The 14,528-nt window shown below is 59.7% G+C and carries 14 protein-coding genes, 1 tRNA gene and 2 rRNA genes (1 of these 17 running past the window's edge); 10 read left to right on the forward strand and 7 right to left on the reverse strand.

Annotation, left to right across the window (positions count from 1 at the left end; genetic code table 11):
• Positions 1–82: 82 nt before the first annotated feature.
• On the reverse strand, positions 83–379 hold the full coding sequence (locus tag M1D34_RS15215) for a hypothetical protein (RefSeq protein ID WP_498779736.1): 297 nt from the start codon (positions 377–379) through the stop codon (positions 83–85).
• Positions 380–660: 281 nt separating this feature from the next.
• Between M1D34_RS15215 and M1D34_RS15220 the strand changes: the two genes are divergently transcribed.
• Complete coding sequence (locus tag M1D34_RS15220; RefSeq protein ID WP_010968340.1) at positions 661–1,809, forward strand: CBS domain-containing protein; 1,149 nt, start codon at positions 661–663, stop codon at positions 1,807–1,809.
• A gap of 48 nt (positions 1,810–1,857) precedes the next feature.
• Here the strand turns inward: M1D34_RS15220 and M1D34_RS15225 are convergent, their stop codons facing one another.
• Entirely contained in the window at positions 1,858–2,214 is a 357-nt protein-coding gene (locus tag M1D34_RS15225) for a cupin domain-containing protein (protein ID WP_010968339.1), read from the reverse strand.
• A 75-nt stretch (positions 2,215–2,289) separates the two neighbouring features.
• Positions 2,290–3,141, reverse strand: coding sequence for a LysR family transcriptional regulator (locus tag M1D34_RS15230; protein WP_010968338.1), 852 nt, complete (start codon positions 3,139–3,141; stop codon positions 2,290–2,292).
• Between the two features lie 200 nt (positions 3,142–3,341).
• Between M1D34_RS15230 and metB the strand changes: the two genes are divergently transcribed.
• The 5 genes from metB (at position 3,342) to M1D34_RS15255 (ending at position 7,054) form a co-directional block, all read left to right on the forward strand.
• Entirely contained in the window at positions 3,342–4,508 is a 1,167-nt protein-coding gene (gene metB, locus M1D34_RS15235) for a cystathionine gamma-synthase (RefSeq protein ID WP_498779739.1), read from the forward strand.
• A 29-nt stretch (positions 4,509–4,537) separates the two neighbouring features.
• Positions 4,538–5,206, forward strand: coding sequence for a 5-formyltetrahydrofolate cyclo-ligase (locus tag M1D34_RS15240; protein ID WP_498779740.1), 669 nt, complete (start codon positions 4,538–4,540; stop codon positions 5,204–5,206).
• A gap of 89 nt (positions 5,207–5,295) precedes the next feature.
• Complete coding sequence (locus M1D34_RS15245) at positions 5,296–5,928, forward strand: hypothetical protein (protein WP_498779742.1); 633 nt, start codon at positions 5,296–5,298, stop codon at positions 5,926–5,928.
• Complete coding sequence (locus tag M1D34_RS15250; RefSeq protein ID WP_003536304.1) at positions 5,925–6,518, forward strand: hypothetical protein; 594 nt, start codon at positions 5,925–5,927, stop codon at positions 6,516–6,518. The genes M1D34_RS15245 and M1D34_RS15250 overlap by 4 nt, the downstream gene beginning before the upstream one ends.
• Positions 6,515–7,054, forward strand: coding sequence for a hypothetical protein (locus M1D34_RS15255; protein WP_498779744.1), 540 nt, complete (start codon positions 6,515–6,517; stop codon positions 7,052–7,054). The genes M1D34_RS15250 and M1D34_RS15255 overlap by 4 nt, the downstream gene beginning before the upstream one ends.
• Here M1D34_RS15255 and M1D34_RS15260 read toward each other — a convergent pair.
• A complete protein-coding gene (locus M1D34_RS15260) occupies positions 7,005–8,315 on the reverse strand; it encodes a hypothetical protein (protein WP_498779745.1) in 1,311 nt (436 codons plus the stop codon). The genes M1D34_RS15255 and M1D34_RS15260 overlap by 50 nt on opposite strands.
• Before the next feature lie 240 nt (positions 8,316–8,555).
• On the opposite strand from M1D34_RS15260, the gene M1D34_RS15265 reads away from it, so the two are divergent.
• The 4 genes from M1D34_RS15265 to M1D34_RS15280 all read left to right on the forward strand — a co-directional run bounded on the left by M1D34_RS15265 (position 8,556) and on the right by M1D34_RS15280 (position 11,205).
• Positions 8,556–8,918: a transposase gene (locus tag M1D34_RS15265; RefSeq protein WP_498779747.1), complete on the forward strand. Its 363-nt coding sequence runs from the start codon at positions 8,556–8,558 to the stop codon at positions 8,916–8,918.
• Complete coding sequence (gene tnpB, locus M1D34_RS15270) at positions 8,915–9,262, forward strand: IS66 family insertion sequence element accessory protein TnpB (RefSeq protein ID WP_018240454.1); 348 nt, start codon at positions 8,915–8,917, stop codon at positions 9,260–9,262. The genes M1D34_RS15265 and tnpB overlap by 4 nt, the downstream gene beginning before the upstream one ends.
• A gap of 72 nt (positions 9,263–9,334) precedes the next feature.
• The gene (gene tnpC, locus M1D34_RS15275; protein WP_498779749.1) at positions 9,335–10,900 is read left to right on the forward strand and encodes an IS66 family transposase; all 1,566 of its coding nucleotides are present in this window, start codon (positions 9,335–9,337) and stop codon (positions 10,898–10,900) included.
• The gene (locus M1D34_RS15280; RefSeq protein ID WP_498779751.1) at positions 10,900–11,205 is read left to right on the forward strand and encodes a hypothetical protein; all 306 of its coding nucleotides are present in this window, start codon (positions 10,900–10,902) and stop codon (positions 11,203–11,205) included. Before tnpC ends, M1D34_RS15280 begins: the two co-directional genes overlap by 1 nt.
• Positions 11,206–11,338: 133 nt before the next feature.
• On the opposite strand, the gene M1D34_RS15285 is transcribed toward M1D34_RS15280, so the two are convergent.
• The 3 genes from M1D34_RS15285 to M1D34_RS15295 all read right to left on the reverse strand — a co-directional run.
• Positions 11,339–11,415: transfer RNA gene (locus tag M1D34_RS15285), tRNA-Met, on the reverse strand.
• Positions 11,416–11,553: 138 nt separating this feature from the next.
• Positions 11,554–11,668 (reverse strand): 5S ribosomal RNA (rrf, locus tag M1D34_RS15290).
• A 222-nt stretch (positions 11,669–11,890) separates the two neighbouring features.
• A 23S ribosomal RNA gene (locus M1D34_RS15295) occupies positions 11,891–14,528 on the reverse strand (it continues 168 nt past the right edge of the window).

The following is a 14,528-nucleotide window of genomic DNA, read 5'->3' on the forward strand; positions in this document are numbered from 1 at the left end:
GTCGCTGCAGGCGTCGTCGCAATTTTCCAAATACGACTTCCGATCATCGCTAAACGTCGCAACGACCTTGGGACGGAAAGCTCTACAGATAGATGCCCAGGCAGAGAATCGAAACGGCCAGCATCGGCAACCGCTGCCTCTTCACGCGAAACAGAGGGGCGATTGCAAGGGCCGCGAGAGAGGCGACCGCTGCAGCAAGAACGCTTCCGGCAGAGAGGTACAGACCCAACGCTCCGACGAAAACCGCGGCTCCGACAGTCGTCTCGGCGGCGGATTGCCAGTTATAGGGGTCAGCGCGAAAAGCCGCGAGAAACGCGGGACCGCTCAAGCCTAAAGCGAGCCAAATCAGCACGGAGGAGGAGAAGGCGAAGAAATCCAAGTTGCACCCGTACCCGACTGTGGTCGTGTTACGGAAGCAGTTTTCATGCCAACTTCCAGCCCCGGCAGGAATGGACTACAGCAACGAACGATTAGCACGCGATGCCACGGCGATCGCTACGCCGAGGCACTTCTCCTCTGTCCGCGTCATCGCGCCCGCTCACACCGGCCGATTTCCGAAATGTCGCGGGAACCACACAGAAATCCGTCCGTGCTATTGCCTCGCCCTTTTTATAGGCACATAAGCTTCGAAAAATAAGCAACTGCATCCGACGCCCGCAAATGATTGTCCCCCCTCCGCCACACGATCGAAAGTCCGGCCGTTTGCCGAGATTCAAGCTGTTCTCGCCAATTCTGGCGGGTGCAACGCTCAAAGAGCGCTTGATCGGCTGTATCGGGGCGTTGATCGGGATTTGTGTCACCGGCCTGGTCTGCGGGTTCGTTTTCGGGGACGACCCCCAACTGCCGCTGATCGTCGCGCCCATCGGTGCCTCCGCGGTTTTGCTCTTCGCCGTGCCGGCCAGTCCGCTTGCGCAGCCTTGGTCGATCATCGGCGGGAACACGATTTCCGCCCTGATCGGCGTCTCCGTGACCTATATCGTGGCGGACCAGATGCTTGCCATCGGCCTCGCAGTCGCTCTGGCGATTCTTGCGATGTCGCTGACGCGATCGCTTCACCCGCCAGGAGGCGCCGCCGCGCTGACCGCCGTAATCGGTGGAGCCGCGGTCGCACGCTCGGGTTTCTGGTTCCCGTTCATACCCGTTGCGATCAACTCCTTGATCCTCGTCGGATTGGGCATGGTGTTTCATCGGCTGGCCCGCCGCCAATATCCTCATCGACCCGGAGTTGCGCCGGTGAATACACATGCGACGGCGGATCCTCCACCTGCGCTTCGTGTCGGCTTCAATTCCGAGGACATAGACTCGGCAATAGCGCGGTTGAATGAAACACTCGATGTCAGCCGCGAAGACATCGATGCCCTCTTGAGGGAAGTCGAACTGCAGGCCCTCATCCGGCAGAGGGGAGAGTTGACCTGTGCCGACATCATGTCCCGCGACGTCGTAACCGTGCCCGGCGACACAACCCCTGACCATGCTCGATACCTGTTGTTGAAGCACGACATTCGTACACTTCCCGTGCTTGACGAAAACGAGAAGCTTCAGGGTACGGTGGGCCTGCGGGAGCTCGCCGGCAAAGAGCCCGGCAGCAAATTGCCGATAAGCGCGGCGGCTACCGCCAGGCCATCCGACCCGGCGATCGGCCTGCTTCCCCGCCTCACGGACGGGGCGACACACGCCGTCGTCATTCTTGACGACGACGGCAAGGTCGTGGGCATCATATCCCAGACCGACCTGCTCGCGACTTTGGCCAAAAGTCTCTCGCATAATGGTCTGTCCGAAATAATGCAGGGCAACGGGCAGGGCATCTGAAGCCCCGGCCAAAGAATATTATATGCAGAACCAGGTCATCCGGGCGCGCTAGATGCGTGGTTTCGGCGCGGGTTCCCGGTCCGAGTCACCCGAATTGGGTTCCCCCTTTGGCTCTATGAGAAGAACCTTGACCTCTGTCTCTGCTCGGGGACGGTGTACAACGCCTTTCGGAACCACAAACAGCTCGCCAGCTTTGACCACCTGAGAGGGTTTTCCTTCGATATCCATGATCATTTCGCCCTCGAGGACGTAGAAGAAATCGTCCGTGGTCTCATGCTTGTGAAATGGGTATTCCCCCTTAAATTTGACGACCATGACATCGTTGTCGTTGTAATCGGACACGACGTGCGGGTCCCAATGGCTCGAAAACAGAGCCAGCTTCTCGGAAATATTGATTGATCTCATCGCGATATCCTTTCGGCTGTTCGCCCGCAACTATCGGTGAAGGTGACTTGATGCAACGCGAGTTCTCCGCCCCCTTCAGACGCCGGCACTGGATGCGGCGGCCCTCAATCCTGCCCGAATGCGATCCAGCATAGACCGATCCGCCTTTGCGGAAGAAACGAGATAAGCGGGGTAGGCAAATTCCGGACTGTTGGGAACGAGCTCGAGGCGGCCGTCCACAAGATAGGGCCGAACGAAGCCCTGCCGAAAATATCCGGATCCGCCGACTTCCAGAATGTAATCGAGAGCAAGCGGCCCATAACTGATCGCTACCACCGGATTCCGGCCGCCCGGAAAGGCCGCCCTATAGCTGCCGGCAAAATCCTCTCCCCAATCGATGCCAACGAGGTCTTCCGGTCCGGGCGGCTGCGACAAAGCTGTAGTGCGAACGAGAACGAGCTTTTCTTCGAAAAGCAGCTCCGTAAGCGTGCCTGGACGATTTGGCGCTCCATAAAGGACCGCCGCGTCAAGTGAACCGTCCTGCACGAGTTCCATTAGCCGCTCCGATCTGTCTATCGTCGTTCGAATGGCGACGCTGGCGCATTCGCGGCGCATCCACAAAAGCCAATGCTTCAACAGCGGATTCCACAGGCTGAGCTCAGCACCGATCGTCACCATGGCCTCGCGTCCCGGGGGCAAAGCGACCGTGGTTCGCGCCGCCTCCCATACTTGCACTAGGCTCGTTGCAAAACGGAAAAACTGCTCTCCGGCGGGGGTCAGCCTGGCACCGGCCTTGTTCCGAACGAACATCGGCCGATCGAGTTGTTCCTCGAGTACGCGAATTCGCGCACTCACTGCCGTCTGGGAGATGTTCAGATTGGCAGCGGCATTCACGAAGCTTCCCGTCTTGACCACCTCGAGGAACGTACGCGCAATGCTGATGTCCATCTTCGCCCCGCGCAAATGGCGTCGCCGCGTCGGCCCTGCCTGCCGGCGGCACGCCTCATAAAATAAGTGCAGAATATTTGCGGTTAACCAGCAATTCAATTCGTTTGTCAGCAGATTTCACGCTTGCCATCCTGGTCCGCATGCCTCGGCTGATCCCGACCAGCCACGCTGATTTGATGCCATCAAGGGACCTACTGCCGATGCTCGAGCGAAAATCCAGATCTGACAGAGCGGAAACCACGGCCGCAGCCCACGGGGTCGCGACCGACCCGGCATTCGGCTCCGTGGTGCCGCCGCTATACTTGTCCAGCACCTACGAGTTCGCCGGTTTCGAGACGCCGCGCGCCTACGACTACGGCCGCTCTGGAAATCCGACCCGTGACTTGCTGGCGCAAGCACTTGCGAAGCTCGAGGGAGGTGCCGACGCGGTTGTCACGCCGAGCGGCATGGCCGCGCTCGACCTCCTGCTAGGGCGCTTGAGACGAAACGATCTCGTGCTGGCACCGCATGATTGCTATGGCGGCACATTGCGACTGCTGAAGGCGCGTGCCGATCTGGGGCACCTCACATTCCGGCTTACCGACCAGAGGGATTTCGGCGGATTCGAGGCCGCATTGTCGGACGCTCCGGCCCTCGTCCTCATCGAGAGCCCCAGCAATCCTCTGATGCGCGTCACCGACATTGCCCGATTGTCCACGCTCGCCAAGGCGGCAGGCTCCGCCGTAGCCGTCGACAACACGTTTCTGTCCCCCGCTCTCCAGCAACCCCTTTCTCTCGGAGCCGATTACGCCATTCACTCGGCGACCAAATTCCTGAACGGACATTCGGACGTCATCGCCGGTGCGGTGATCGCTGCCGAGCCGCAGGAGGCGCATGATCTCAAGCGCTGGGCCAACGTTACCGGGGCAGTCGCGGCACCTTTCGATGCCTGGTTGACTTTGCGCGGGCTGAGAACGTTGTTTGCGCGAATGTCCAGCCAAGAACGCAGTGCCATGACGATCGCAGAGTATCTCGACGCCCACCCTGCGGTCCGCCACGTCCACTATGCGGGACTTCCGGATCACGCAGACCACGAAGTCGCAAGACGGCAGCAGCGCGGCTTCGGCGCCATGATGAGCTTCGAACTCGAAGGGGGCGTTCCAGCCGTTCGGCGATTCCTGGCACATATTCGCTGCTTCACGCTGGCCGAGTCGCTCGGAGGGGTCGAAAGTCTCGTGGCTCATCCGGCCACCATGACCCATCTCGACATGGGTCCTGAAGCCAGAGAGCGCGCGGGTATTCGCGACGAACTGCTCAGACTTTCGATCGGGCTCGAACATATTGACGATCTTATGGAGGGGCTTGAACTTGGATTGGGCGCCTGTTGAGCGAAGATCGATCGAGGAGGTAAACGGGAATGGACATCGACGAAGATACTCCGCCGACCTTTGCGTCGCCACCCTGCTTGATGCACGAACTCGACCCGGCCTATGCGGGCCTGTCTTCCGACCGGTCGATCTGTGCCGATGTCAGGCGGTGGCGGACAAGCGAACGTGCTCGCCTCATCGCCCAACGCCTGGCCATATCTCCCGACCTTCGGGCCGCTTGCGAAGCTGAGATCGTCAGCCGCCTACTTGCCGAAATCGGACATGTGCGCGGCCGTGTGGTCAGCGTCTACTGGCCGTTTCGCGGTGAGCCCGATCTCAGACCGCTGATGCGGCAAATAGCCGATGACGGCGGCCAATGTGCGCTTCCGGTGGTGGTCGAAAAAGGGAGGCCTCTGGAGTTTCGCATCTGGCGACCGGGCGACAAACTCATCCGCGGGATCTGGAACATACCCGTCCCGGCCAGGCTCGTTTCATGCACCCCCGATATAGTCGTCGCCCCGGTGGTGGGTTTTGATCCGTCGTGCTACCGGCTCGGTTATGGCGGGGGCTATTACGACCGGACACTGGCGACAATTGCGGCGACGCGCCGCGTGCTGGGTGTTGGTTTCGCACAGTCGAGGATAAGAACCATTTATCCTCAGGCGCATGACATCCGGATGGACGTCGTGGTGACCGAGTCGACCACCGATCGTTGCTGAGCGCGTCTTGAATTCCGATATGGCGCTGCGGCCATCGAATTGCGAGAACGTGGCGCCTTGACGAAAATTGCTTTAGGTTCTCCGCGGACTTGGGTCGATTTGTGAACGGCTGCGAATCGGGTGTCGCCATGGACGAGCAACGACGGAGCTACCGGCAGCGGCTCATTGCGCTGGCCGCCGCCAGTATCGGCAGTCTGGCGGCCAGTGCGATCTCCTACGGAGCGGCGATCTATCGCGCCGCCAATCCCGAACCCCTGCGCGCCGCCGTGCCGGGCGAAACGGTCGATACCGGGCGATGGCATGTGACGATCGCCGGAGCCCGCGTGAGCGGTTCCCCACCTTCCGGCAGGAGGCCGCCCGAGCCGCAAACTTTCCTGCTTGTCGATTTCGAGGCCGGCAACCGCTCGGCGTCGACCGCCTACCTGCCGGCGAAACTGCTCACCTTTGCCGGCCTGGAGGCGAAACTTGCCTCCCCCACCTTCTATCTGACGCGGGACAAGGCGTTCGGCCCCAGCCTGCACCCCGGCATGCCGGAGAGGTTGACTGCCGTATGGGAATGGCCGGCGGGGGAAATGCCGCCGCGTGAGTTGAAACTGCTGATCGGGAGCCAGGTCTACAAGAAACGCGACAATCTCTATGGCGCCTCCAACTGGTTCGACCGTGATCCCGTGGCGATAGTGTCCCTGACTGTCACGCAGGAAGCGGCGAGGGCAAGGCAATGACGGCCTTCGCAAATATCGTCGCCCTGCTCCTGGCGGCGGCGGCGCTCTACGGCATGCAGCACTCGACGCCATCCTACAGCGAAATCCTGTCGCCCGTGGCGGTGCCCGCCGCGCAGGGAAAGCCGGCGCAGACCGAACGCTTCGTCTTCGGGGTCGCCAAGGTGCATCTCGCCCGCCAACTGGTCGCTTCGCATTTCGGCGAGCCGCGCACCTACACCACCTCCGGAAAATGGCTCGTCGTCGAAGCGGCGGCGAAGGCGCAGGACCGATCGGTGTCGCTGACCTCGGCTGCGTGGCGCGGCCCTTCCGGTCTGCGCTTCGCCATGAGCACGCGCATCGGCAGTACGCTCGGCCTGTTGGGTTCCGAGCGCCTGGAGCCCGGCATTCCGCGCCCGGTGCTGCTGGTGTTCGAGCTTCCCGAAGACCAGATCGAGGGCGGTACACTGCTGGTCGCCGAGACCGCGGTAACTCCCCTGTCCGAGCAGGTGGAGATAGCCATGGACAGCGTGCCGCCGGAAAACAGGTACGAGTCCCTCACCCTAGCACGCGGCGGCCGCATCATGCCCTGGTCGCTGGAGTTTCATCAATGAGCGCACGGGCTTCGTCACGGGAGAGAAAGAGCTACTGGATCAGCCTCGTATCGCTGCTCGCCGCCGTGCCGCTCGCGGTCCTCGTCGGGTCCCGTGGCGAATTCGCCGCCTGGCTGCAACGGCGCATGGAACCACCCGTGACCGTCGAGCACGACGGAAGCGGGCAAGGCGCCGGCGGCAGCTGGCGGCTCATATCGCTGCGCCGCCTGCCGGGAACCTTGCCGGATACCAGCCTCATGCTGGCGGAAATCGACCTCTCGGTTGAGACAGCGGATGTCTTGCAGCAGGCCTTGCCCTGCGCGCTCTCGCTGACGGATGGCGCTGGCCGCCGCTGGGACCCGCTGCCGCTGCCCGGCCGACTTTTACGCGAGGTCGATCCCGAGGTTGCCGACAGTCCGCAATGCACGACGCTGACGATCGGCGAGGCCGGCGATGCGCCGCTTCGCGTGGTTGAACTCTTTCTCGTGCCGCGGCAGGCGGACGGGTTCACCCTGTCAGTTGCCCTGACTGGCTCGCCGACGATTCTCTTGAAATAGCGCGGTTACCATAAGCCTGCGCGCCGCCGGGTTCGCCGGATCGGGACACTGCGTATTCCAGCATGGCGGCCAGCAGGGCGATCCGCACCGGAGCGAAAAGGATTCCGCCGTCGAGTTCGGTCGGGCTGCCGACGACAACGGCCAGGACGTCGCCTATCCGCTGCCAGGTTTCGAGATCGTGCGGCCCGAGATGACGGGTTGCGCCGTACCACGCCCAGGCCGGGAGCCAGCCGGTGGCGCGGTAAAGCACGACGAAGGCGAGCAAGGTCCCGAGGCCGGCGCCGAGCACCGTGCGCAGGCAGGCCCAGACCGGCCGGTAGCGGGTCCGGTAGCCTCCGAGGAAGTGGGCGGCGAAATCGGCCAGCCATTTGCGCAGCGTGGTGGCGCGAGCAGGCGGCGGGGGAGCGGCGACGGGTTTTGCCGAAAGGTCGTAGCCATAGACGATGGCAGCCATGACAAGCCAGACGAGCGGCAGAAGGGCGTAGAAGAACAGCTCCTGCGCCTGCGCGGCGAGCCCAGGCTCCTGGAACTCCACCGCAGTGCCGGCCGCTGCCGCGTGTGCTTCCATGGAAAATCCGACGATGCCGGCTTTCACCATATCGAGAAACGCGCCCGCGCCGATCCAGCCTATGAAGTCGTCCTTCCATCTATCCAGCGCATAGAGTCCGATGAAGATCCAGCTCGCGTCCGCCGCCACGATCACGAAACGCAGCCACGGCGACTGCAGGCGCCCGTTGGCGCGCTTCGCAAGCCATCGCACGAGCCAGCAGGCGAGGATCGCCGCGACCAGGCTGCGCGAGCGCAGGAGCTCGAAAATCTGTAACCGTTCTCCCAGTGCCACCCGATCCAGGGCGAGACGCGAATACTCGCGCACCGTGTCGCCAAGGAATCCCCACGCGGCGTAATAGGCGAAGAACGGCAAGATGGCTGCGGAGGTAATCACCAGAAGGCGATTCGACAGCCGTTCCGTCTTCGTCACGCCAGTACTTGGCGCCGCGCTGCGTAAGGCCGCGAGGGCCGGCAGGCCCGGACGCAGGATCGCGAACATCGCAATGACGACCAGCAGCTTGACGAGGACTACAAGCGACAGCGTTACCATTCCGCCAAGGGGAACTTTCAGGCCGACCCCGACCGCCGCCTCGAGGAGCAGGACACGCGCGATATATCCCAGCGTTGCGGCGAGCAGAAGCTGCGGCCAGAAACGTGCAAGAAGGCGCGCTGTCAATGCCAGCAGTCCGCCGATGTCCCTGAGCATCCCCATGCCCCGAACCTAACCATAACCTTCCGGGCTCTCAACCGGGCAAATAGATGGAAAATTGCAGTCCGCGCGCGCTGCGGTACGGACGCATTGAGTAGCGGCGCCATATTATTCCGCTGCAGGCAGCACTGTTCGTGGGTGAGCGTCCGGTGAGCGGATTTTGCTGAACGAGCCAGTTAGGCGATGTTCTGGCATTAGAACCAGCATTAGTGCTGACACTAATATCAGATCTGGGAGGTTGGCATGGCTCGCATGGAGATCATTTCCGGCGTTGAGCGTAGGCGGCGGTGGTCGAAGGAAGCGAAGCTGGCGATATTGGCTGAAGCCGATCAACCGGGCGTTCGCATTGGTGATGTCGCTCGTCACCATGACATTTATCCTGCGCAGATCCGTTTATGGCGGAAAACGCTTAGCCACTTCGATGTGTCAGCATCGTTCCTTCCGGTCCACCTGGTCAACGAAATAAGCCTCGGGCAGATGCCGGCAGCCGGCGGGGCGCCGGTGCTTATCAAGATCCAGCTACGAAATGGTCGCAGTTTGAAAGTTCCGGCGGACATTGAACGCAAGACGCTGTCATCGTTGATCGCGTGTGTTGAGGCTGCATGATCGGGCCGACAGGAAATGTGCGGGTCTACTTGGCTTGCGGGGTGACCGATATGCGGCGCGGTATCGATGGTCTGTCTGCAATGGTCGAGGCGGTGATCAAGGAAGCGCCGGGGTCCGGAGCGATCTTCGGGTTCCGTGGAAAGCGCGCCGACCGGATCAAGCTTCTATGGTGGGACGGCCAAGGGTTCTGCCTATTCTACAAGATTCTCGAGCGCGGATACTTTCCTTGGCCGACGGCGAAAGATGGTGTTGCGCATCTGACGCAGGCTCAGTTGTCGATGCTTGTTGAAGGGATTGACTGGCGCCGACCAGCGTGGACTTCCGCCCCTGGCCGCACGGGATAGAAGCTATATTTTACAGGGACATCCTGGGCAAAACGCTAGTGCTTTCGCTGCAAATCGGCTATGTTTTTGGGCATGAAAGCACCGCCGCTGGACAGTCATGACGAGCTATTGGCATTGCGCGCGCTCGTCGCTGAACAGGCGGCGAAACTCAGCGCGCAAGAAGCCGAAGTCATCAAACGCGACTCGATCATCGGTCTTCTGCGCGCGCAGCTGGAACTGCTCCGACATCGGCAGCACGGCGCTTCTTCGGAAAAGATCGATCGGAAGATTGAGCAATTCGAACTGATGCTCGAGGAGATCGAAGCCTCTCGCGCCGAAGCTGATGCTCGTTCCGGAAAAGGCCTGCTGCCAGATCTGGATGATACCCCCGACAAGCCGAAACGCAGACCTCTGCCGGATGGCCTTCCAACTGAAGAGCGGGTGTACATAGCGCCCTGCAGTTGCCCGACTTGTGGTGGCATGTCCTTCCTGAAGGCGGCCGACAAGGTGGTCCAGGTGTTGGAGCATGTGCCGGCTTCTGTGAAGATCGTCCGGCATATCGAGAAGCGCATGGTCTGTAAGGACTGCGATACGACGGTGTCTGGCGAAATGCCGACCTTGCCGATCGGGCGAGGCAAGCCCGGTCCGGGGTTGCTCGCGCATATCATGGTCGCCAAGTTCGACGATCACATCCCGCTCTACCGTCTCTCCGAGATGTACGACCGCCTGGGAATAGACATCTCCCGGTCTGTCATGGCGGACTGGGTTGGCCGTGTGTCCGTTCTGCTTTCGCCCCTCATCTCGCTGATCAGAGCCCATATCGCCGCGGTCGACCGAATACACACGGACGATACCCCGGTCGATGTTCTCGACCCTGGACGAGGAAAGACGAAAACCGGCAGGGTCTGGGTCTATGTCTTCGATGGCAGCGGCTACCAGGATCCCACGCCCGGAGCGATCGCCTATTACTATAGCCCCGACCGAAAGGGCGTGCATCCGGCTGAACACCTCGCTCACTTCAGCGGCGTAATGCATGCGGATGGGTATGCTGGCTATAGCAAGCTTTACGGCAACCAGATCATCGAAGCTGCCTGCATGGCGCATGTGCGCCGCAAGTTCCATGATGTGATCAAGCTCAAGCCATCTCCGATCGCCGACGAGGCTCTGTCGCGCATCGGTGCACTCTACGATATCGAGGATCGTATCCGCGGCATGTCGGCTGACGAGAGGCGAACACTGCGCCAGCAACACGCCAGACCCATCCTGGCGGACCTTAAGGCCTGGATTGAAACGACGCTTTCGACGCTGCCGCAGAAACAGAAGCTTGCAGAAGCGATGCGATACGCTCTCTCGCGATGGGCAGCTTTGAGCGTCTACATTGACGATGGCCGTGTCGAAATCGATAACAACATAGCTGAGCGCGCCATGAGGCCACTCGGAATTGGAAGAAAAAATTGGCTCTTTGCCGGGTCAGACAAGGGCGGCGAGCGCATGGCCAATATCCTGACTATCATCGAGACAGCTAAACTCCATGGCCACAATCCAGAGGCCTATCTGGCAGACGTCCTGACCAGGATCCAGAGCCATCCGAAGGATCGACTTGAGGAACTGCTCCCGTGGCAGTGGACTCCGGCAAAAGACCGGTGCGAGGCTGCGTGATGGCACGCTCAAGGATCATCTATACCCTCAAAGAGGTCGCTGAGATGATCGGCGAGAACCTCGAGTTGATCGAAGAGGTGACCGCCAACTCGGATAATATCAGCGAGGGCGAATTGCTTTATGTCCGCGACGGCACCGAATACGGCACAAAGGGTCTGACCGAGAACGGCGTGGACGAACTCCAAAATCTCCTCGCCGACATACGGACATGGGATGGTGGAATCCGCCAGTTTCTCGTCGATGAACAATGCGATCCGGATGTGGTCGAACGCGTTATGGCCGACGAGATGAAACGCGGCCTATAATATCGGCCTCTCGACCAAGCGAAAATGCCTTCGCCGGACGCTCACGTTCGTGGCGCACCCGCTCTGTCGCTAGGTTTGCCCCAAACGCCAAAAGGCCCGCTGCTGCGGGCCTTTTGGCGTGTATGTGTGTGTTTGGTTGCGGGGGCAGGATTTGAACCTGCGGCCTTCAGGTTATGAGCCTGACGAGCTACCGGGCTGCTCCACCCCGCGTTATCCGAGTTTTGCGAAGCAAAATCTCGTCTGAGTTTTGCGAGCCAAGATCTCGCCGAGTTTTGCGAAGCAAAATCTCGCCGAGTTTGTCCGGCTTGTGAGAGAAGATGATCGGTTTGTTTATCCTGCGTTTTGCAGACCTGGCAGCGACCTACTCTCCCGCGTCTTAAGACGAAGTACCATCGGCGCTGGGGCGTTTCACGGCCGTGTTCGGAATGGGAACGGGTGCAGCCACCCCGCCAGAACCACCAGGTCGGCAAAGCGCAAGATTGAGCCTGCGCTGCAGGCTCGAACCGATTTGAGAAGCTGGTGAAGCGATTGCTTCGTTTTGAACACGTCTTCTGTCTGTCGCCGCGGCCGTGAGGCCGCAAGCGCAGAGCGCGTCGCGCCTTGTGGCGCGCGCCGTCCGCAGCGCTACGCGCGTGAGGACAAAGAAAGTTGCGATGCTCATCTTCGATGAGCATAAGCAATGGGAACGATCAAGCCAATCGAACGATTAGTACCGGTAAGCTTCATGCGTTGCCGCACTTCCACACCCGGCCTATCAACGTGGTCGTCTTCCACGGTTCTCAAGGGAATACTCGTTTTCAGGTGGGTTTCCCGCTTAGATGCCTTCAGCGGTTATCCCTTCCATATATAGCTACCCTGCTATGCCCTTGGCAGGACAACAGGTCCACCAGAGATATGTCCATCCCGGTCCTCTCGTACTAGGGACAGATCCTGTCAATATTCCTACACCCACGGCAGATAGGGACCGAACTGTCTCACGACGTTCTGAACCCAGCTCACGTACCGCTTTAATTGGCGAACAGCCAAACCCTTGGGACCTGCTCCAGCCCCAGGATGCGATGAGCCGACATCGAGGTGCCAAACAACCCCGTCGATATGGACTCTTGGGGGTCATCAGCCTGTTATCCCCGGCGTACCTTTTATCCGTTGAGCGATGGCCCTTCCACGCGGGACCACCGGATCACTATGACCGACTTTCGTCTCTGCTCGACTTGTCAGTCTCGCAGTCAGGCGGGCTTATGCCATTGCACTCGACGAGCGATTTCCGACCGCTCTGAGCCCACCATCGCGCGCCTCCGTTACTCTTTCGGAGGCGACCGCCCCAGTCAAACTACCCACCATACACTGTCCCGGATCCGGATGACGGACCGCGGTTAGACATCCATGACGATAAGGGTGGTATTTCAAGGATGGCTCCACGAGAACTGGCGTCCCCGCTTCAAAGCCTACCACCTATCCTACACATGCCGACACGAATGCCAGTGTAAAGCTATAGTAAAGGTGCACGGGGTCTTTCCGTCTGACCGCAGGAACCCCGCATCTTCACGGGGAATTCAATTTCACTGAGTCTATGTTGGAGACAGCGGGGAAGTCGTTACGCCATTCGTGCAGGTCGGAACTTACCCGACAAGGAATTTCGCTACCTTAGGACCGTTATAGTTACGGCCGCCGTTTACTGGGGCTTCGATTCAGAGCTTGCACCCCTCCTCTTAACCTTCCAGCACCGGGCAGGCGTCAGACCCTATACGTCGTCTTGCGACTTCGCAGAGCCCTGTGTTTTTGATAAACAGTCGCTACCCCCTGGTCTGTGCCACCCCATCCTACTTGCGTAGAAAAGGGTCACGCTTCTTCCGAAGTTACGCGTGCAATTTGCCGAGTTCCTTCAACATAGTTCTCTCAAGCGCCTTGGTATACTCTACCTGACCACCTGTGTCGGTTTCGGGTACGGTCTATACGGTGGAGCTATTTCCTGGAACCGCGTCCCCGCCCGGACAATCCAATAAGTCCGGACAAGTTGAGCAATCCGTCACTACCACCAGGCCCACGAATATTAACGTGGTTCCCATCGACTACGCGTGTCCGCCTCGTCTTAGGGGCCGGCTAACCCTGCTCAGATTAACTTTAAGCAGGAACCCTTGGTCTTTCGGCGAGAGGGTCTCTCACCCTCTTTATCGTTACTCATGTCAACATTCGCACTTCCGATACCTCCAGGACCCCTCACGGGTATCCCTTCACTGGCTTACGGAACGCTCCGCTACCCCTACGTCTTCCGAGGAAGATCGTAAGCCTCAGCTTCGGTGCATGGCTTCAGCCCCGTTACATTTTCGGCGCAAAGACCCTTATTTAGACCAGTGAGCTGTTACGCTTTCTTTAAATGATGGCTGCTTCTAAGCCAACATCCTGGTTGTTTTGGGATCCTCACATCCTTTCCCACTTAGCCATGACTTGGGGACCTTAGCTGGAGGTCAGGGTTGTTGCCCTTTTCACGACGGACGTTAGCACCCGCCGTGTGTCTGCCGACTAGTACTCCTCGGTATTCGGAGTTTGGTTAGGATCAGTAAGACGGTGAGTCCCCATAGCCCATCCAGTGCTCTACCCCCGAGGGTATTCGGTCGACGCACTACCTAAATAGTTTTCGCGGAGAACCAGCTATTTCCGAGTTTGATTGGCCTTTCACCCCTAGCCACAAGTCATCCCAATCTATTGCAACAGATGCGGGTTCGGTCCTCCAGTTGGTGTTACCCAACCTTCAACCTGCTCATGGCTAGATCACTCGGTTTCGGGTCTAATGCGACATACTAAAGCGCCCTGTTCAGACTCGCTTTCGCTACGCCTCCACCTACCGGCTTAAGCTTGCATGCCACACTAAGTCGTTGACCCATTATACAAAAGGTACGCCGTCACCCTTGCGGGCTCCGACTGTTTGTAGGCATCCGGTTTCAGGTTCTATTTCACTCCCCTTGTCGGGGTGCTTTTCACCTTTCCCTCACGGTACTTGTTCGCTATCGGTCATGCACGAGTACTTAGGCTTGGAGAGTGGTCTCCCCATGTTCAGACAGGATTTCACGTGTCCCGCCTTACTCAAGGACAATGAGTGTTCTACGTGTACGGGGCTGTCACCCGCTACGGCCGAACTTTCCAGATCGTTCCACTTTATTCCTCATTGCCACTGGCCTGGTCCGCGTTCGCTCGCCACTACTTGCGGAGTCTCGGTTGATGTCCTTTCCTGCAGGTACTTAGATGTTTCAGTTCCCTGCGTTCGCTTCTTATCCCTATGTATTCAGAATAAGATACCTTTCAACAATGCTTGGAAACCTAAGCCG

It is taken from the genome of Ensifer sp. D2-11, assembly GCF_054161295.1.